Below are 18,491 nucleotides of genomic sequence, written 5' to 3' on the forward strand. Positions count from 1 at the left end.
GAACTCTCGGGGGTAGGGCTTGGGCACAGCGACATCCTTCCAGCTCGCCCACAGGGCAAGCCATCTCAGATGTCACCTATCGGTGCAGCAGACCCAACATGTCAAAAACGTGCCCGGCCGGCCGAAGACCGATCGGCTCGACGCGGTGTGGCTGGCCAAGGTCGTAGAACGCGGAATGTGCCGGCCCAGCCTGGTGCACCCCAAGCCGATCCGGCAGCTGCGGGATGTGACCCGCTACCGGCGAAGCCTGGTACGCGAGCAGACCAGGGAAAAGCAGCGCCTGGAGAAGACCCTCGAAGACGCGCAGATCAAGCTGGACTCCGTCATCAGCGACCTGCACGGGGTATCCGGTCGGCAGATGCTGCAGGCGATGATCGACGGACAGCGCGACCCGAAAATCCTGGCGGAGATGGCCCACGGATCGATGCGCCGCAAGATCCCCCAACTACGCGAGGCGCTGACCGGCCACTTCGACGACCACCACGCCTTCATCTGCGCCACCATGCTGCACCGCATCGACGCCCTCGCTACCGACATCGCCGGCCTGGACGCCCGAATCGAGGAGTTGATCGCCCCTTTCGCGGCGATGGTGGAGAAGCTGGATGAGATCACCGGCGTCGGCGTGCGCTCCGCGCAGGAGATCATCGCCGAGATCGGCGTGGACATGACAGTCTTCCCCACCGCCGCGCACATGGTGTCCTGGGCCAAGTTCAGCCCCATCGACGCCCAGTCAGCCGGCCGCAAAAAGGCCAACCCCACCGGCAAGGGCAACCCCTGGCTGGCCGCTACCCTCGGCGAGGTAGTCGCCGGACTCTCCCGCACCAGCACCTTCCTCGGCGAACGCTACCGTCGCCTGGCCCGCCGACGAGGCAAGAAACGGGCAGTCGTCGCGGCCGGCAACTCAGTACTGACCATCGTCTGGCACCTGCTTACCGACCCCGATGCCCGCTACCAGGACCTGGGCCCCGGATTCCACGAGTCGAGGATCAGCAAGCAGCGCCGTCAACGTGATCTCATCCGTCAGCTCGAACAGCTCACCGGCCAGAAAGTCGATCTCCAGCCCCCACCGCAGCCAGCCATCGCCTAACCAGAAGCCCTCAACCCGACCCGGCTCCACTGCGCTCCGCCGGGTGCTGCCGCCTGCCCACTCACTCACCGATTTTCGAGTCAGCATCCCTGCCGGGTGGAGGGTCATCCTCGACGAGGCGGAGACGCGTGTCGCTGACCGATTCGCCCGGGTGGAGCCGCGTCGGACCGCGGCGGCGTTCGTCGAGGGGCTCCTGTCGAGCGTGGAACGCAAGACGTGCTGGTCGCTTGCCGAACGCGCCGGTCATGTCGATCCGCAGGCGATGTAGCGGCTGCTGCGCACGGCGGTATGGGACGCCGACGCCGTCCGCGACGACGTGCGTTCCTGGCTAGTGGAGCAGCTCGGCTACCCCGATGGGGTGCTGGTCACTGACGAGACCGGGTTCCTGAAGACGGGCGTGTGCTCGGTCGGTGTGCAACGGCAGTACACCGGGACCGCTGGGTGTGTGGAGAACAGCCAGGTCGGGGTGTTCCTGGCCTACGTGTCACCGGCGGGCCGGGCGATGATCGACCGTCGGCTCTACCTGCCCGAGGCGACCTGGTTCGGTCGCCCCGACCGCCTTGCCGCCGCCGGCGTCCCCGGGACGTCGTCTTCGCCGCGAAGCCGGCCCTGGCTCGGCAGATGATCGCCGCTGCGTTGGGCGCTGGTGTCCCCGCCGCATGGGTGACCGGCGACGAGGTTGACGGCGCCGACCCCGACCTGCGCGCCGACCTGGAACATCGCGGGATCGGCTACGTCCTGGCAGTCGGCTGTGACCGACGAGTGGCGGTCAGCGACGGCAGCACCCTCATCCGTGTCGACGACCTCGCCGAGCGGATCCCCACCGCCGAGTGGCAGTTGCACAGTTGCGGTCCGGGCGCGAAAGGCCCCGCGAGTACCTGTGGGCCTGGATCACCACCGCCACCGGCCCGGGTGAGCATCGGTGGCTGCTCATCCGCCGCAACCGCAGCACCGGCGAGCTGGCCTTCTACCTGTGCTGGTCACCGCGGCCGGTGCCGCTGCACACCCCCGTGACTGTGGCCGGCTCCCGCTGGAGCATCGAGGAGCTGTTCCAGACCGGCAGGCCAGGTCGGCCTGGACCACTACCAGGTCCGCAGCTGGACCGGCTGGCACCGGTTCATTCGGCAACGTCGCGATGATGGCGATGCGGAACTATCGCGGAGCTGCGCCCGTGCACCCGCCCTCATCCGCGGTCCAGGCGGTCACACCGTCGGCCATCCACTGCGCGAGGATGGCTGGCCGTGCTGCCCGCAGCACATGAAGGTCGGTGCCAGGACTTCAGGCCGCCGTGCCGGTCCATGGCGGCCACCGCCTCCGGCACGCCATTGACAGTGAGCTGTGGCGGTTCGTCTTCCAGGTGACGCCGAGCAGGTTTAGCACCCACTGGCACAGGCCCATGATGCCTACGGACTCGTTCGTGAACATGTTGCGCGGGTACGAAGCTTTTGCCACGCACGGTAAGCCGGTTGGCGAATCGTGCCGTGGGGGAACAGGCCACGCGAAGTCGCCGGGGTGGGCGGTGAGGATCTTCCGCTGCCAGTCGGTGAGCACGACAGGGCGCTCGTGCTTCCTGCCGAGGCCGTGCTGGGGCAGCAGGCACGGCCAGTGTTTGCCATAGCTCTGCAGGTTGACGCAACCCCGCGCCTACACGCCCTGCACCGCAGCTGCGAGCACCGCTCTTCATGGCGTCCTCTCGGGCGTCGATGAGGCCGGGCCAGGCATCGGAGCAGGAGATGCACGCCGCGGAACCCGGGCGGTGGTAACGAGGTGCCCGGTCGCCGAGGTAGAGGCCGAAGAGGTAGGCGTACTGGCCGAGGTGTATCGGATGGTCGACGTCCGAGCGGCAGCGGAAGCACCGCAGCCGGGACCCTGTTCCTTCGGCTTCGCTCGGATCTTGCATCAGTGCCGACGTGGGATAGGAGAACTTGACGGCGCGGGCAGCCTCCGCGAAGGTCGCCCCGTGGAGGTACAGGCAACGTGGTCGGGTGCGCACCTCGGGTGGGTGCATGAACGATTTTTGAACGCCCGTACGACATTTGGTGTCCCCGGTGGGATTCGAACCCACACTGTCGGAGGTTTGAGCTCCGTTTCTCTGCCGATTGGAATACGGGGACCGGCTCGCCTGACGCTGTCGCGTCCTCGCCCGACGCTGTGGCGTCATGCCATAGGTTACCCACTACGCTAGGGGCGGCGACACCCGGCACGGCGGGTGTCGAGCACAGACTGGTGGGAGAGGCTCGTGGCCGAGACGCAGACGGACGTCGAGCGCAGGCGCGTTCTGATCGCCGAGGACGAGGCGCTCATTCGGCTGGACCTCGCCGAGATGCTGGTCGAAGAGGGCTACGAGGTGGTCGGGGAGGCCGGTGACGGCGAGACCGCCGTCCGGCTCGCCGAGGAGCTCAAGCCCGATCTGGTCATCCTCGACATCAAGATGCCGATCATGGACGGGCTGGCCGCCGCCGAGCGGATCGCCGGCGCCCGGATCGCCCCGGTGATCATCCTGACCGCGTTCAGCCAGCGCGACCTGGTGGAGCGGGCCCGGGCGGCCGGCGCGATGGCGTACCTCGTGAAGCCGTTCCAGAAGAGCGACCTGGTGCCGGCGGTGGAGATCGCGCTGTCCCGCTACTCCGAGATCGCCGCGCTGGAGTCGGAGGTCGCCGGGCTGACCGACCGGCTGGAGATCCGCAAGACCGTGGAGCGCGCCAAGGGTGCGCTCATGACGACCTACGGGATGACCGAGCCGCAGGCGTTCAAGTGGATCCAGCGCACGGCCATGGACCACCGGATGACCATGAAGGAGGTCGCCGAGCGGATCCTGGCCGAGACCGCCGGCGGCGAGGTCCCGCAGCCCACCTCCTGACCCGGGGCGGAACACGCCGGGCCGCTCGGAGTCCGCGCCGGGCCCTCCGTCGCGGTCGGCCGGACTGCCCGGGGGTGACGCACCGGGACGGCGCGACACGCCGGGGCCCGTGGAACCGGGCTCCCCGCCGGGCCAGCCGATCGATAACATCTGATCCCATGTGGTCCCGGCGGCTGGTGGCGGTGCTCGGTGTGGCCGCCGCGCTGCTGGCCGGCTGCGACCGGGCCCCGGCGGAGCCCGCCGCCGAGCCGCTGCGCCCGGCGTGGCAGCCGCTGAGCCTGCCCGCGCCGCCGGGCGCGGCCGGCCGGCCGCTGTTGCGCGACGCCGTGGCCTGCGCCGGCCGGTGGTACGTGGTGGGCGGGCTGGCCGACGCGGCGGGGGAGACGCGGCCGGCGGCCTGGAGCAGCGCCGACGGCGCGGCGTGGTCGGCGCTGCCGGTGGCGGCGTCGAGCTTCTACGGCCGCCAGCACGTGCTGTACGCGGCCGCCTGCCGGGACGGGCGGGTGGCGGCGCTCGGGGCGAAGAACGGCGGCGTGCACGGCAATCCCCGCACGGGCACCTGGGCACAGGCCCCGGACGGCGCGCTGCGGGAGGTGCCGGCCCCCTTCGAGCTGTACGCGGGGCCGCGGGCGGTGAGCGTGGCCCGGTTGGCCGCCGGGCCGGCCGGTTGGCTGATCGCGGGGGCCCGGGTCGACGGCGCGGCGGTCTGGACGTCCCCCGACGGCGCGCGGTTCACCATCCGGGAGGGTGTGCCGGAGCTCGCCGGTGACGGGCGCGGCCGGACGGTGGCGTACGACGCGGTGGCCGTGCCGTCGGGCTGGTGGGTGGTCGGGGCGGTGCTGCCGCCGGGCGCGACCGCGCTGGCGCCCCTGGCGTGGGCCTCGGCGGACGGCCGTGCCTGGCGGCGGGTGGCGTTGCCGGCGGCGGACGGGCGCGGCCAGGCGCAGCGGGTGGCGTCGGTGGGCGACGGCGGGCTGGTGGCGGTCGGTCCGGTGCGCGAGGGGTTCGCGGCCTGGCGGCTGGCCGGGGACGAGTGGCGGCGGGTCGGCGGGTTCGGCGTGCCGGGGCCGGGGGTGTCGTCGGTCGACGGTCTGGTGCCGGCCGGGCGTGCTCTGGTGGCGGTGACCGGGGACGGCGGCGGTCACGGACTGTGGCTCTCGGTCGATTCGGGGGATTCGTGGCGGACGATGGCGATGCCTGCCGTGGTGCCCGACGGCGGCGACACGGCGGTGGCGGCGGCGGCCCAGGGAGATCGACTGGTGTTGGTCGCCGATGACGGCCAAACGTCCCGCGCCTGGTGGACGGGGTTGCCGGTCATGGATCGGTAGGGAGTGGGCGCTGACCTGCCCGTTACCGACGAAACGAAGGCGAGGGGCATTCATGACAGACGGTTCTTACAGCGATCGTTTCCAATCCGCCACGGCGTGTAACGGTTCGGTCAACCCGCTCCGCTGGGGCTTTCGTCACAGCTGAAAGGTGGGATAGCGTCCGGCCCCAGACCGGCGACGACGGTCTGGTTCGTCCGCCCCCGCAAGGGCCAATAGGCAGCGGGTGGTTCGGACCATGGGACGGAGGAGGGTTCGGGCCTTGAGGCAGAAGCTCGCGCGCGTTATCGGTGGGGTCGCCATGCTGGCGCTCGTCGCCGGCGGCACCGCATGCTCCAGCGGTGGAGACGACACGGCGTCCGGTGGGGAAGCTTGTGGCAACAAGATCGCGTTCTTCGGCGCGCTGACCGGCAGCTCGGCGGCGCTCGGCATCAACGAGAACAACGGCGTCAAGCTGGCCGTCGACAAGTACAACAAGGAAAACGCCGACTGCAAGGTCGAGCTGGTCTCTCTGGACTCGCAGGGCAGCCCGGACCAGGCCCCGCAGCTGGCTCAGAAGGCCATCGACGACACGAAGATCCTCGGCATCGTCGGCCCGGCCTACTCGGGTGAGTCGGAGGCCGCCGGTCCGCTGTTCAACGAGGCCGGTCTGGCGACCATCACCCCCTCCGCGACCAACCCGACCCTGGCGAAGCAGAACTGGAAGACCTTCTTCCGCGCCGTCGGCAACGACCTCAGCCAGGGCCCGGCCGCCGGTAACTACATCAAGAGCGTGATCAAGGCCGAGCGGGCCTACGTCATCGACGACCAGTCCGCGTATGGCGCCGGCCTGGCCGACGAGGTCAAGAAGGTCCTCGGCCCGGTGGTCGTCGGCTCGGACAAGGTCCAGGGCGAGGGCAAGCAGGTCGAGTTCTCCGCCGTGGTCACCAAGGTCAAGGCCGCCAACGTGCAGGCCATCTTCTACGGTGGCTACTACCAGGAGGCCGGCCTGATCCGCAAGCAGCTCACCGCTGCCGGGGTCACCGCTCCGCTGATCGCCGGTGACGGCGTGAACGACAACGCGTACATCACCTCCGCGGGTGCGGCGGCGGCCGAGGGCACCATCCTCACCTGCCCGTGCCAGCCGGCCACCGAGGCGCGGGGCACCTTCGCCCAGGAGTACAAGGCCCTCAACGGCACCGATCCGGGCACCTACAGCGACACGGCCTACGACGCGGCGAACATCCTGCTCGCCGGCATCAAGGCGGGCAAGACCACCCGTGCGGGCCTGCTGGAGTTCGTGAAGGGCTACAGCGGCGAGGGCGTCGCGGCGAGCTACAAGTTCGTCGAGGGCGGCGAGCTCGACCCCGCGCAGGTCAAGGTCTGGGCCTTCAAGGTCCAGGGCGGCAAGGTCGTCCCGGATCAGGAGATCCCGAAGTCCTGACGCCGGTCGCTGCTACAGCGATTGAGTTGTGATCGCGGGTGCGGCCGGGAGCTCGCTCCCGGCCGCACCCCCTTTTTCTCTCCAGACCCTGATGGAGCGTCCCTCCCTTGAACTTCGACGGACTGTTCTCCAACTTCGGAGAACTCACCACGACCGGCCTGACGCAGGGCGCGATCTACGCCCTGGTCGCGCTGGGCTACACGCTGGTCTACGGCGTGCTGAGACTCATCAACTTCGCCCACTCCGAGGTCTTCATCGCCGGCGCGTTCGCCGCCCTGGTGTCCTGGAGGCTGTTCGGCCTCGACCAGGACTCGCAGGTCAGCGGAGCTGGCACGATCATCTTCTACCTGCTCGTCGCGGCGCTCGCGGCGGCGATCGCCTCGGCGGGCACCGCGACGGTGATCGAGCGGGTGGCGTACCGGCCGCTGCGTAAGCGCAACGCCCCGCCGCTGGCCTTCCTGATCACCGCGATCGGTGCCTCCATCGCCATCGCGGAGGCGTTCGGCATCTGGACCCGCCGGCTGCCGCAGGGCGCGCCCGCCCTGGTCAGCTCCAAGCCGCTGTTCCACATCGCCGGGGTGCCGATCGACGCGATCCAGCTGCTGACCCTCGGGTCCGCGCTGGTGATGATGATCGCGCTGGACATGTTCATCAACCGCAGCCGGGTCGGCCGCGGCATCCGGGCGGTGGCGCAGGACGCCAACACCGCCGCGCTGATGGGCGTGAACAAGGACCGGATCATCATGATGGTCTTCATCGCCGGTGGCGCGATGGCCGGCGTGGCGGGTCTGCTCTACGACGTGCGGATCCAGACCCTCACCTACAGCGTCGGCTTCCTGCTCGGTCTCAAGGCGTTCACCGCCGCGGTGCTGGGCGGCATCGGCAACCTGCGCGGTGCGCTCGTCGGTGGCCTGCTGCTGGGCGTCGTCGAGAACTACGCCTCCGGCCTGTTCGGCAGCCAGTGGAAGGACTTCGCCGCGTTCGCGCTGCTGGTGGTGCTGCTGATGTTCCGGCCGACCGGTCTGCTGGGTGAGTCGCTGGGGAGGGCACGGGCATGACGACCGTCCTGGAGAAGGTGCGCTCCGGCCGCGAGGCGGCCGGGGAACGGTGGCGCGGCGCGCCGCGCTGGGTGCGCTGGGCGCTGCTCGCCGCGGTGATCGTGTTCTTCTACGCGCTGCCGAACAAGGAGTTCTACCAGTACCTCGGGCCGATCCCGACCCCCGGTGCGAACTTCACGCAGGTGATGTTCACCGTCTCGATCTACGTGCTGCTGGCCGTCGGACTGAACATCGTGGTCGGCTTCGCCGGCCTGCTCGACCTCGGCTACTTCGGCTTCTTCGCCGTCGGCGCGTACACCGTGGCGGTGCTGACCTCGCCGAGCAGCGACATCAAAACGCTGTGGCCGTGGCTGCTGGCGGTGCCGGTGGCGATCGCGCTGACGATGGTCTCCGGCGTGATGCTGGGTACGCCGACCCTGCGGCTGCGGGGCGACTACCTGGCGCTGGTGACGCTCGGCTTCGCCGAGATGATCCGGATCGGGGCGGTCAGCTCGGAGTTCCTGAAGGGCCAGCGGGGCTTCAACCAGATTCCGCACCCGCCCGGCCAGTACGCCGACGGCAAGCCGATCTTCGGCGTGCTCGACGCCCGGCCCTACTACTGGCTGGTGCTCACGCTGATCATCCTGGTGGTGATCGGGGTGCGGAACCTGACCCACAGCCGGGTCGGCCGCGCCTGGATCTCCATCCGCGAGGACGAGGACGCGGCGCAGCTGATGGGCGTGCCGACGTTCAAGTTCAAGCTGTGGGCGTTCGCGGCGGGTGCCGCCATCGCCGGGCTGGCCGGTGCGCTCTTCGCGGGCAAGCAGAACTTCGTCAACTCGCAGAACTTCGAGCTGCTCAACTCGATCATCATCCTGGCGGCGGTCATCTTCGGCGGCTCCGGCAACATCGTCGGCGCGATCGTCGGCGGCGGCCTGGTGGCGTACATGATCGAGCGGTTCCGCGGCATCGAGGTGCTCGGCTACGAGCTGTACGAGTTCCGGTTCCTCTTCTTCGGCCTGGTGCTGGTGATCATGATGATCTTCCGGCCCGAGGGCCTGATCCCGAACCGACGACGCGCGGCGGAGTTCAAGGACCGCCGCAAGGAGGTGACCGTCGGTGAGTGACACCGAGCAGACGCCGGCCGTCCCGGCGCAGGCCGGCGCGCCGGCCGTGGAGGCGGTGCCCACCCGGGAGCCGCTGCTGGAGGTCGACAACGTCACGCTGCGCTTCGGCGGCGTGGTCGCGCTGAACGAGGTGGACTTCACCCTGTACAAGGGGGAGATCCTCGGTCTGATCGGGCCGAACGGCGCCGGCAAGACCACCTGCTTCAACGCGATGACCGGCATCTACCAGCCCACCGAGGGGCAGATCAGGTTCCGTGGCCAGAAGATCAGCGGCAAGAAGCGGCACCAGATCACCAAGATGGGCATGGCGCGGACGTTCCAGAACATCCGCCTCTTTCCCGAGATGACCGCTATGGAGAACGTCCTGGTCGGCGCGGACGCGCACCACAAGACCAGCGTCATCTCCGCGCTGTTCCGCCTGCCGCGGTACTGGAAGGAGGAGCGCGAGGGCCGGGAGAAGGCCGAGCGCCTGCTGGAGTTCGTCGGCATCCGCAAGCGGATGCACGAGTTCGCCCGCAACCTCTCCTACGGCGAGCAGCGGCGGCTGGAGATCGCCCGCGCGCTGGCCACCGACCCGGTGCTGCTCTGCCTGGACGAGCCGGCCGCCGGTTTCAACCCGGCGGAGAAGGAGGAACTGCTCCAGCTCATCCGGCAGATCCGGGACACCGGCGTGACCGTGCTGCTCATCGAGCACGACATGCGCCTGGTCATGGGCGTCACCGACCGGATCGTGGTGCTGGAGTTCGGAAAGAAGATCGCCGAGGGGCTGCCCGCCGAGGTGCGGGAGAACCCGAAGGTGATCGCGGCGTACCTGGGGGTGCCGGACGATGCTGCTTGAGATCGACGACGTGAGCCTGCTGTACGGGCGGATCCAGGCGCTGCACGGCATCAGCCTGACGGTGGACGAGGGCGAGATCGTCGCCCTGATCGGCGCCAACGGCGCCGGCAAGTCGACCACGATGCGGGCCATCTCCGGGATCCGGCCGGTCGCCAGCGGGAGCATCCGGTTCAACGGTGAGGACATCACCAAGCTCCGGGCCGACCTGCGGGTCAGGCGGGGGCTGTGCCAGGCGCCGGAGGGCCGGGGCATCTTCCCGGGCATGACGGTGCTGGAGAACCTGGACATGGGCGCCTACACCCGGCGGGACCGGACGGGCATCGCCCAGGACCTCGACCGGGTGCTGAACCTGTTCCCGCGCCTGGCGGAGCGGCGCAAGCAGGCCGGGGGTACCCTTTCCGGCGGCGAGCAGCAGATGCTGGCCGTCGGCCGGGCCCTGATGAGTCGACCGAAGCTGCTGCTGCTCGACGAGCCCTCGATGGGTCTGGCGCCGATGCTGATCCAGCAGATCTTCGACATCATCACCGAGATCAACGAACAGGGCACCACCATCCTGCTGGTCGAGCAGAACGCCCAGCAGGCCCTGGCCCGGGCACACCGGGCGTACGTGCTGGAGACCGGCCGGATCGTCAAGAGCGGGACCGGTGCGGACCTGCTGCACGACCCGGCGGTCAAAGAGGCCTACCTCGGCGTGGCCTGACCGGCCGCCACCCCTCATCGCAAGGAGAACGACATGTTCCACATCTCTGGTGGCCGCCGGGCCGTGCTCGGCGCCACGGGTGCCGCGCTGCTCGCCCTCTCGCTCGCCGGTTGCGGCGAGAAGGAGAGCACCGAGCAGCCGGGCGCCGGACCCAGCGTCACCGCCGCCGCCGACTCGGCGCTGGCGGCGAAGGTGCCCGACGCCATCAAGGCCGACGGCGTGATCAAGGTCGGCACCGACTCGACGTACGCCCCGGCGGAGTTCCTCGACGCCGACGGCAAGACGGTCGTCGGCTTCGACGTCGAGTTGTTCAACGCCGTCGCGCAGAAGCTCGGCCTGAAGGCCGAGTACGAGTCGGCGCCGTTCGACTCGATCCTGCCCGGCGTGGACTCCGGCAAGTACGAGATCGGCGTCTCGTCGTTCACCATCAACGCCGAGCGGATGAAGACCGTCAACATGGTCAGCTACTTCTCCGCCGGCACCCAGTGGGCGACGAAGGCCGGCAACCCGGCCAAGATCGACCCGAACGACGCCTGCGGCAAGAAGGTCGCCGTGCAGGTCGGCACCGTGCAGCTCGACGACATCACCGCCCGGTCGAAGAAGTGCACCGACGCCGGCAAGCCGGCGATCACCATCGACCAGTACCAGGCGCAGAGCGACGCCACCGCCGCCGTGGTCAGCGGCAAGGACGACGCCATGCTGGCCGACTCGCCGGTCGGCGCGTACGCGGTGAAGCAGAGCAACGGCCAGCTGGAGCTGCTCGGCGACATCTACGAGTCCGCCCCGTACGGCTACGCGGTGAAGAAGGACCAGGCCGCGTTCGCCGAGGTGCTCAAGGAGGCGGTCACGGCGGTCATCGCCGACGGCACGTACCAGGGCGCGCTGAAGAAGTGGGGCGTCGAGGGCGGCGCCATCACGACCCCGGCGCTGAACCCGACCAGCTGACCATGTCGGTCGGAACAGAAACACCTGAACGGGCACGGCCGGAACCCATCCGCGCCGTGCCCGTGCGGCATCCCGGGCGGTGGGTCGCCGTCGCCGTGATCGGGGTGCTGGTGGCCATGTTCGTGCACCTGCTGGTGACGAACAAGGCGTTCAACTGGTCGCTCATGGTCGACGAGATGTTCCGCCCGCCGATCATGGAGGGGGTGCGCGGCAGCATCGCGCTGCTCCTGACCTCCATGCTGATCGGCATCGTGCTGGGCATCGTCCTCGCCATCATGCGGCTGTCGGAGAACCCGATCCTGCGCGGCGTCGCCTGGGCGTACACCTGGTTCTTCCGGGCGGTGCCCCGGCTGGTGCTGGCGATCCTCTTCGGCAACCTGGGCATCCTCTGGGCGCGCATCGAGTTCGGGCTGCCGTTCGACCGGCAGATCGGTGCCCTGTTCGGGGTCGACGACTTCGAGGCGCGGCTGTTCGGCTTCTCCGCCTTGGAGGTCCTGGCCGGCTTCGTGGCCGGCATGCTGGCGCTGGGCCTCTCCGAGGCCGCCTACATGGCGGAGATCGTCCGGGCCGGCATCCAGTCGGTCGACGAGGGCCAAACCGAGGCGGCCCAGGCGCTGGGCATGCGGCGGGGGCAGATCCTGCGCCGCATCGTGCTGCCGCAGGCCATGCGGGTGATCGTCCCGCCGACCGGCAACGAGACCATCGCCATGCTCAAGGACACCTCGCTGGTGGCCTTCGTGCCGGTCTCGACCGAGCTCTTCTTCCAGCTCAGGGCCGTCGGCAGCCGGACCTTCCAGGTCTTCCCGATGTTGGTCGCGGCGACCATCTGGTACCTGCTGCTGACCAGCGTGCTGCTGGTCGGGCAGTACTACCTGGAGCGGCACTTCTCCAAGGGCGTCGGGCGCAGCGGGCGGGCGAGGACCAGGCTGCGGGCGATCACGGCGGAGAGCGGCGGCACGACCGGGAAGGTGGATGGCGGATGACCGAGGTGACGGCGCCGGCCCAGGCCGGCGCGCCCACGGCGGAGTCCGGGCCGATGGTCCGGGCCGAGCAGGTGCACAAGTCGTTCGGGTCGGTCGAGGTGCTCAAGGGAATCGACCTGGAGGTCCGCAGCGGCGAGGTCTGCTGCCTGCTGGGCCCCTCCGGCTCCGGCAAGTCGACGTTCCTGCGCTGCATCAACCACCTGGAGAAGATCAACGCCGGTCGGATCCGGGTGGACGGCGAGCTGATCGGCTACCGCGAGCGCGGCGGGAAGCTGCACGAGATGCGGGAGAAGGAGGTGGCCGCCCAGCGCCGCTCGATCGGCATGGTGTTCCAGCGGTTCAACCTCTTCCCGCACATGACCGCCCTGCAGAACGTCGCCGAGGCGCCGGTGCTGCTGGGCCGGGAGAAGAAGGCCGCCGCCCGGGACCGGGCCGCCGCGCTGCTGGAGCGGGTGGGGCTGGGCGACAAGCTCGGCAACTACCCGGGCCAGCTCTCCGGCGGGCAGCAGCAGCGGGTGGCGATCGCCCGGGCGTTGGCGATGCAGCCGAAGCTGATGCTCTTCGACGAGCCCACCAGCGCGCTCGACCCGGAGCTGGTCGGCGAGGTGCTCGACGTGATGAAGGACCTGGCCCGCGACGGCATGACGATGATCGTGGTGACCCACGAGATCGGCTTCGCCCGCGAGGTCGGCGACTCGCTGGTCTTCATGGACGGCGGCGTCGTGGTGGAGTCGGGCAACCCGCGCGAGGTGATCGCCAACCCCCGGCACGACCGGACGAAGGCGTTCCTGGCCAAGGTGCTGTGACGGGGCCGCCGGCGCGGCCCGCTCGGGCCGCGCCGGCGTCCGCGCCGGGCCGGTGGCGTGGCATGCCGATGGCGGCCGTGCCGGTGTCCCGGACTGTCGGGGCGGGCGGCTAGAGTCGCTCGCGTGACAGCTACGACGCCGCGCCTGCTCCTCGTCGACGGACACTCCCTGGCATACCGGGCGTTCTTCGCCCTGCCGGTGGAAAACTTCTCCACCACCACAGGGCAGCCGACCAACGCGGTCTACGGCTTCACGTCCATGCTGATCAACGTGCTGCGCGACGAGCAGCCGACGCACATCGTCGTCACCTTCGACGTTTCCCGCCGTTCCTTCCGCACCGAGAAGTACGCGGAGTACAAGGCCGGCCGCAGCGAGACCCCGACCGACTTCAAGGGCCAGGTCAGCCTGGTCAAGGAGGTCCTCGCGGCGCTGCGCATCCCGGTGGTGGAGAAGGAGGGCTACGAGGCCGACGACGTCATCGCCACCCTCGCCTGCCAGGCCCGCGACCAGGGCATGTCGGTGCTGATCACCACCGGCGACCGGGACGCGTTCCAGCTCGTCGGCGACCAGGTCACCGTGCTCTACCCGCGCAAGGGCGTCTCGGACCTGGCCCGGATGGACCCGGCGGCGGTGGAGGCGAAGTACGGCGTCGCCCCGGACCGCTACCGCGACCTGGCCGCGCTGGTCGGCGAGACCAGTGACAACCTGCCCGGCGTCCCCGGCGTCGGCCCGAAGACCGCCGCGAAGTGGATCAACCTGTACGGCGGGGTCGAGGGAGTCGTCGCGCGGGCCGACGAGATCAAGGGCAAGGCCGGCGACAGCCTGCGCGAGCGGCTCGCCGACGTGATCCGCAACTACGAGATCAACTGCCTCGTCTCCGACCTGGAGCTGCCGCTGCGTCCCGAGGACACGCGCTGGGAGGGGTGGGACCGCGAGGCCGTCCACCAGGTCTTCGACACCCTCGAGTTCCGCATCCTGCGCGACCGGCTCTACCAGTACCTGGAGGCCGTGGAGCCGGAGGCCGAGGCCGGCTTCGACCTCACCGGCGAGGTGCTCACGGAGCCCGGGGCGGTGGCCGGGTGGCTGGAGACGCACGCGCCGGCCGGCACCCCGGTGGGCGTGGCGGCGAAGCTCGACACCGGGCCCAACCGCCGGCACACCGCCTCCGTGACCGGCATGGCCCTGGCGACCGCCGGCGGCGCGGCGGCCTGGCTCGACCCCGCCACCCTGGAGCCGGCCGACGAGGCGGCCCTGGCGGCCTGGCTGGCCGACGAGGCGCGACCCAAGGTGCTGCACGACAGCAAGCCGGCCGTGCTCGCGTTCGCCGCGCACGGCTGGCGCCTGGAGGGCATCCTCCGCGACACCCAGATCGCCGCCTACCTGGCCCGTCCCGACCAGCGCTCCTACGACCTGACCGACCTGGCCCTGCGCTACCTGCACCGCGAGCTGCGGGTCGACGCACCGGAGACCGGCCAGCTCACCCTCGACGGCCTCGGCAACGACGGCGAGGCGGAGCAGAACCTCATGCTCCAGGCCCGGGCCACCCTCGACCTCGCCGACGCCATCGACGCCGAGCTCTCCCGCGACGGCGAGCAGTCCGCCCGGCTGATGGCCGGGGTGGAGCTGCCGCTGATGCGGGTGCTCGCCGGCATGGAGCGCACCGGCATCGCCGCCGACACGCACTACCTCTCCGAGCTGGAGGCGCACTTCGCCGCCGAGGTGAAGGCCGCCGCCCAGGGGGCGTACGCGGCGGTGGGGCGCGAGTTCAACCTCGGCTCGCCGAAGCAGTTGCAGGAGATCCTCTTCGGCGAGCTGGGCCTGCCCAAGACCAAGAAGATCAAGACCGGCTACACCACCGATGCCGACGCCCTGCAGTGGCTCCACGCGCAGAACCCGCACCCGGTGCTGGCCCACCTGCTGCGCCACCGGGACGTGGCCAAGCTCAAGACCACCGTCGACGGGCTGCTCAAGTCGGTCTCCGACGACGGGCGCATCCACACGACGTTCAACCAGACGGTGGCGGCCACCGGCCGGCTCTCCTCGACCGAGCCCAACCTGCAGAACATCCCGATCCGCACCGAGGAGGGGCGGCGGATCCGCCGCGCCTTCGTCGTCGGGGAGGGCTACGAGTGCCTGCTCACCGCCGACTACAGCCAGATCGAGATGCGCATCATGGCGCACCTGTCGTCGGACGACGCGCTCATCGAGGCGTTCAACTCGGGCGCCGACTTCCACGCCGCCACCGCCTCGTCGGTCTTCGGGGTGCCCCTCGACGAGGTCACCGCGGACCAGCGGCGCAAGATCAAGGCGATGAACTACGGCCTGGCGTACGGGCTGAGCGCGTTCGGCCTCTCCCAGCAGCTCGGCATCACCGCCGAGGAGGCGCGCGGGCTGATGGAGGACTACTTCGCCGGCTTCGGCGGGGTGCGCGACTACCTCCAGGAGATCGTCTCCCGGGCCCGGCACGACGGCTACACCTCGACGATCCTGGGTCGCCGGCGCTACCTGCCCGACCTGGTGAGCGACAACCGGCAGCGCCGGGAGATGGCCGAGCGGATGGCGCTCAACGCGCCGATCCAGGGCTCGGCCGCCGACATCATCAAGGTGGCCATGCTGCACGTCGACACCGCGCTGCGCGAGGCTGGCCTGCGCTCGCGGATGCTGCTCCAGGTGCACGACGAGCTGGTGTTCGAGGTCGCGCCGGGCGAGCGGGAGGCCCTCGAGGCGCTGGTGCGGCGGGAGATGGGCGGGGCGTACCCGCTGTCGGTGCCGCTGGAGGTGTCGGTCGGCGAGGGGCGGGACTGGAACAGCGCCGACCACTGAGTGTCTTCGTGGTGGGGGTTCCGGGCAAGCCCGACCCGCTCGGGCGGTCAGGCTTGATCCCTGCGCGGGCCGGGCTGCCCCGGAACCCGTCGCGGTCGGCGTCGTGCCGAGACCCCATCGGCTCGTGGTCCTACGTGCTGGCCCGGTCCGGCGTACCACCCCTGCCGGGCGTCGTGGCCGGGTCCGGTTCAGCGTCCCGGTCCCCGGCGGGCCTTCGGAGGGGCGCCGTGCCGCTCCAGGGCCTTCCGGGACGGTCCGCCGGGCGACGGAAGCGGGGCCTTGACGGGATCGTGGCCCCAGTTCATCAGGGAGTACCGCCACCGGGTCTGGCGCACGTCGCCGCTGGGTCGCTGCGCCATGTGCCGCCGGACGTACCCGACGACCTTGCGCATGTGCCGGTAGTCGGCCTCCGAGAGCTGGTCGCGCTTGCGCCGCAGCAGATCGATGATCTTCCGGCCGGACTCGTGCCCGACGGACTCGCCGCCCTTGGTGCCCTTGCGCCACCCGACGTGCTTGGACTCCTCGGTCTCCAGCCACGTCGACAGCTCGCCCGGCTTCATGTTCACCGCCTCGGCGAACTCCCGGTAGACGTCCCGGTCCTCGTCACTCCCGCTCACGGCGCAGCACCTCCGGTCGGTGGGCGACGTCCCGGCCCGAGTCGTCGTTGCGGATCCGGTACTGCGGATGCTCCGGGGACGCGTTCACGGCGTGCCCGCGCACGTGCGTCCGGTCGATCAGTTTCTCCTTGACCACGCCGTACGCCCGGCCGCTGTGACTGGCCCAGGAGACGTGGTCACCCTTGCGGAACTCGTTCTGCTCGGCCATGCCGGGTGGGTACCCGGCGTCGATGCCAGGAAACGGCGGGCCGGCTACGGGGTGATCTCGGCGATCGGCAGCTCGATCTCGAACGGCTCGCTGAGTTCGACCAGCTCGGCGCTGTCGGTGATCAGTTCATACTGCCGCTCTCCGCCCGGCCCGAGCCGCTCGCCCCGGCGGTAGGCGTAGACGTGCACGGGATCCTGTTCGATGCGCCAGTGGAACGGGATGCCCGCGGCGGCGTACTCACCCGGCTTGGCGAACCTGTCGGTGCGCCGCGCGTACCCGGGGACACCACCTCCACGGCGAGGATGACGTCGTCAGGCACGAGCAGTGACCGGTCGGGGGTCACCTCGGCTCGGCGCAGCAGCACGTCCGGCTGTCGACTGGTGTTCGCGTTGAGGGCCACGCCGACGGCCTGAGCGGCGCGGAGGTGGGCGGGGGCGTGGGTCCGCAGCCACAGCCAGAGCAGGCTGGAGATGTCCTGGTGGCCCAGGGAGGGGGATGGTGTCACCTGGATGACTCCGTCGACGAGTTCGACGCGCGGGGCGTCGTCCGGCAGGTCGAGCAGGTCCTCCAGCGTGTAGTCCGCACGCTGCTGCCGGTCGGGTCAGGACACCAGGGGCCAGGTGGTGTCGCGATCGGCTCGGCGTTCACCGGCTCAGCGCAACCCTGCCGGCGGCCCCGGACGTCGCACCGACGGTCCGGCTTCTCAGGCGGGCTTCTCGGTGACGAAGATGGCGGTGCCGGGGAAGAGGCGGCCGCGCAGCGGGCTCCACTGTCCCCAGATCCCCTGGTGCCCCTCGGGCCACTCCGGCTCGACCAGGTCGACCAGGTCGAACCCGGCGCCCACGATCTCCCGGACCCGGTCGCCGAGCGTGCGGTGCTGCTCGACGTAGGTGGCCGCGCCGGTCTCGTCCTGCTCCACGTAGGGGGACCGGTCGAAGTACGAGTGCGTGGCGGTCAGCCCGCCCTCGCCCGGGTCGTCGAGGAAGATCCACCGCATCGGGTGGGTCACCGAGAACACCCAGCGACCGCCGGGGCGCAGCACCCGGAACACCTCGCGCATCACCGCCGCCGAGTCGGCCACGAACGGGATCGCCCCGAACGCCGTGCAGGCGGTGTCGAACGCCGCGTCGGCGAAGGGCAGCGCCAGCGCGTCGGCCTGCACCAGCGGCACGCGTACGCCGGTGCGCGCGGCGGCGAGGGCGGCGTGCCGCAACATGCCGGCGGACAGGTCCAGGGCGACCGGCCGGGCGCCCCGGGCGGCGAGCCACCGCGCGGCGGCCGCGGCGCCGCAGCCGACCTCCAGCACCCGCCGCCCGGTCAGGTCGCCCAGCAGCCGTACGTCCGCCTCGCGCACCCCCTCCGGGCACCAGACGAAGTCGAGGTCGCCGAGGAAGCCGCCGTGCTCGGCCTGGTAGTCGTCGGCGTCGGTGTCCCACCAGTGGCGGCTGGCGCGCCGGGCCTCGGCGTCGCCCACCCGGCGCCGGGTCACCCGGCTGCTGTCGTCGTCCACCCGCTCACGCTAGGCCCCTCCTGCGTCGGGCGCGACGGCGGGCGGCGGGGCCCGGGGCGCGGCGGAACGGAGGTGGCGCTACGGTTCCGGTGGTGCCGCTGTGACAGACGCGACACGTGGGGCGCCTTCCTGCCGAAATCTCCGCTTTCGCAGGTGGCGAGGCGTCGAGAGGGCGGGAGGCCTTGCACGCTGTGGTAATGCA

Annotated in this window: 18 protein-coding genes, 1 tRNA gene and 1 pseudogene; 14 read left to right on the forward strand and 6 right to left on the reverse strand. The window is 70.6% G+C overall.

Annotated elements, in window-relative coordinates; translation table 11 throughout:
* The first annotated feature begins 19 nt into the window (after positions 1-19).
* From AB0G14_RS21835 to AB0G14_RS21845, 3 genes and pseudogenes are all read left to right on the forward strand, one after another.
* Positions 20-1,087, forward strand: coding sequence for an IS110 family transposase (locus tag AB0G14_RS21835; protein WP_357700082.1), 1,068 nt, complete (start codon positions 20-22; stop codon positions 1,085-1,087).
* A 43-nt stretch (positions 1,088-1,130) separates the two neighbouring features.
* Positions 1,131-1,355, forward strand: a complete 225-nt coding sequence (locus AB0G14_RS21840; protein ID WP_357700084.1) for a hypothetical protein — start codon at positions 1,131-1,133, stop codon at positions 1,353-1,355.
* A gap of 63 nt (positions 1,356-1,418) precedes the next feature.
* Positions 1,419-2,101 (forward strand): annotated as a pseudogene (locus AB0G14_RS21845) (transposase).
* Positions 2,102-3,124: 1,023 nt separating this feature from the next.
* Here AB0G14_RS21845 and AB0G14_RS21850 read toward each other — a convergent pair.
* Positions 3,125-3,201 (reverse strand) — tRNA-Leu (locus tag AB0G14_RS21850).
* Positions 3,202-3,326: 125 nt separating this feature from the next.
* Between AB0G14_RS21850 and AB0G14_RS21855 the strand changes: the two genes are divergently transcribed.
* From AB0G14_RS21855 to polA, 11 genes are all read left to right on the forward strand, one after another.
* Positions 3,327-3,947, forward strand: a complete 621-nt coding sequence (locus tag AB0G14_RS21855) for a response regulator (RefSeq protein ID WP_357700086.1) — start codon at positions 3,327-3,329, stop codon at positions 3,945-3,947.
* A gap of 158 nt (positions 3,948-4,105) precedes the next feature.
* Positions 4,106-5,275 carry a hypothetical protein gene (locus tag AB0G14_RS21860; protein ID WP_357700088.1) on the forward strand — a complete coding sequence of 390 codons (1,170 nt, stop codon included), beginning with the start codon at positions 4,106-4,108 and terminating at the stop codon, positions 5,273-5,275.
* A 259-nt stretch (positions 5,276-5,534) separates the two neighbouring features.
* Positions 5,535-6,695 carry a branched-chain amino acid ABC transporter substrate-binding protein gene (locus tag AB0G14_RS21865; protein ID WP_357700090.1) on the forward strand — a complete coding sequence of 387 codons (1,161 nt, stop codon included), beginning with the start codon at positions 5,535-5,537 and terminating at the stop codon, positions 6,693-6,695.
* A 107-nt stretch (positions 6,696-6,802) separates the two neighbouring features.
* Entirely contained in the window at positions 6,803-7,753 is a 951-nt protein-coding gene (locus tag AB0G14_RS21870; RefSeq protein WP_357700092.1) for a branched-chain amino acid ABC transporter permease, read from the forward strand.
* Positions 7,750-8,859: a branched-chain amino acid ABC transporter permease gene (locus AB0G14_RS21875; RefSeq protein WP_357700094.1), complete on the forward strand. Its 1,110-nt coding sequence runs from the start codon at positions 7,750-7,752 to the stop codon at positions 8,857-8,859. The genes AB0G14_RS21870 and AB0G14_RS21875 overlap by 4 nt, the downstream gene beginning before the upstream one ends.
* A 46-nt stretch (positions 8,860-8,905) precedes the next feature.
* Positions 8,906-9,697: an ABC transporter ATP-binding protein gene (locus tag AB0G14_RS21880; RefSeq protein WP_357700178.1), complete on the forward strand. Its 792-nt coding sequence runs from the start codon at positions 8,906-8,908 to the stop codon at positions 9,695-9,697.
* The gene (locus AB0G14_RS21885) at positions 9,687-10,397 is read left to right on the forward strand and encodes an ABC transporter ATP-binding protein (protein WP_357700096.1); all 711 of its coding nucleotides are present in this window, start codon (positions 9,687-9,689) and stop codon (positions 10,395-10,397) included. The genes AB0G14_RS21880 and AB0G14_RS21885 overlap by 11 nt, the downstream gene beginning before the upstream one ends.
* A gap of 33 nt (positions 10,398-10,430) precedes the next feature.
* On the forward strand, positions 10,431-11,342 hold the full coding sequence (locus tag AB0G14_RS21890; protein WP_357700097.1) for an ABC transporter substrate-binding protein: 912 nt from the start codon (positions 10,431-10,433) through the stop codon (positions 11,340-11,342).
* 2 nt (positions 11,343-11,344) lie between these two features.
* The gene (locus tag AB0G14_RS21895) at positions 11,345-12,325 is read left to right on the forward strand and encodes an amino acid ABC transporter permease (protein WP_357700098.1); all 981 of its coding nucleotides are present in this window, start codon (positions 11,345-11,347) and stop codon (positions 12,323-12,325) included.
* Positions 12,322-13,131: an amino acid ABC transporter ATP-binding protein gene (locus AB0G14_RS21900; RefSeq protein ID WP_357700099.1), complete on the forward strand. Its 810-nt coding sequence runs from the start codon at positions 12,322-12,324 to the stop codon at positions 13,129-13,131. The genes AB0G14_RS21895 and AB0G14_RS21900 overlap by 4 nt, the downstream gene beginning before the upstream one ends.
* Positions 13,132-13,254: 123 nt before the next feature.
* Entirely contained in the window at positions 13,255-15,954 is a 2,700-nt protein-coding gene (gene polA, locus AB0G14_RS21905; RefSeq protein ID WP_357700101.1) for a DNA polymerase I, read from the forward strand.
* Positions 15,955-16,142: 188 nt separating this feature from the next.
* Here polA and AB0G14_RS21910 read toward each other — a convergent pair whose 3' ends face one another.
* From AB0G14_RS21910 to AB0G14_RS21930, 5 genes are all read right to left on the reverse strand, one after another.
* A complete protein-coding gene (locus AB0G14_RS21910) occupies positions 16,143-16,571 on the reverse strand; it encodes a DUF3140 domain-containing protein (protein ID WP_357700103.1) in 429 nt (142 codons plus the stop codon).
* Positions 16,558-16,779, reverse strand: a complete 222-nt coding sequence (locus AB0G14_RS21915; RefSeq protein WP_357700105.1) for a DUF2945 domain-containing protein — start codon at positions 16,777-16,779, stop codon at positions 16,558-16,560. The genes AB0G14_RS21910 and AB0G14_RS21915 overlap by 14 nt, the downstream gene beginning before the upstream one ends.
* Positions 16,780-16,823: 44 nt before the next feature.
* Positions 16,824-16,967, reverse strand: a complete 144-nt coding sequence (locus AB0G14_RS21920; protein ID WP_357700107.1) for a hypothetical protein — start codon at positions 16,965-16,967, stop codon at positions 16,824-16,826.
* Complete coding sequence (locus tag AB0G14_RS21925) at positions 16,901-17,350, reverse strand: Uma2 family endonuclease (RefSeq protein WP_357700182.1); 450 nt, start codon at positions 17,348-17,350, stop codon at positions 16,901-16,903. The genes AB0G14_RS21920 and AB0G14_RS21925 overlap by 67 nt, the downstream gene beginning before the upstream one ends.
* Before the next feature lie 132 nt (positions 17,351-17,482).
* Positions 17,483-18,289, reverse strand: a complete 807-nt coding sequence (locus AB0G14_RS21930) for a class I SAM-dependent methyltransferase (protein ID WP_357700109.1) — start codon at positions 18,287-18,289, stop codon at positions 17,483-17,485.
* Positions 18,290-18,491: the final 202 nt, after the last annotated feature.

The organism is Micromonospora sp. NPDC023814, assembly GCF_040639595.1.
Classification (GTDB): Bacteria; Actinomycetota; Actinomycetes; order Mycobacteriales; family Micromonosporaceae; genus Micromonospora.

Bases quoted from the DNA above. Each gene is read 5' to 3' on its own strand.
- AB0G14_RS21860 (WP_357700088.1), top strand. From the start codon at position 4,106: ATGTGGTCCCGGCGGCTGGTGGCGGTGCTCGGTGTGGCCGCCGCGCTG.
- AB0G14_RS21875 (WP_357700094.1), top strand. From the start codon at position 7,750: ATGACGACCGTCCTGGAGAAGGTGCGCTCCGGCCGCGAGGCGGCCGGG.
- AB0G14_RS21885 (WP_357700096.1), top strand. From the start codon at position 9,687: ATGCTGCTTGAGATCGACGACGTGAGCCTGCTGTACGGGCGGATCCAG.
- AB0G14_RS21890 (WP_357700097.1), top strand. From the start codon at position 10,431: ATGTTCCACATCTCTGGTGGCCGCCGGGCCGTGCTCGGCGCCACGGGT.
- AB0G14_RS21895 (WP_357700098.1), top strand. From the start codon at position 11,345: ATGTCGGTCGGAACAGAAACACCTGAACGGGCACGGCCGGAACCCATC.
- AB0G14_RS21900 (WP_357700099.1), top strand. From the start codon at position 12,322: ATGACCGAGGTGACGGCGCCGGCCCAGGCCGGCGCGCCCACGGCGGAG.
- AB0G14_RS21915 (WP_357700105.1), bottom strand. From the start codon at position 16,779: ATGGCCGAGCAGAACGAGTTCCGCAAGGGTGACCACGTCTCCTGGGCC.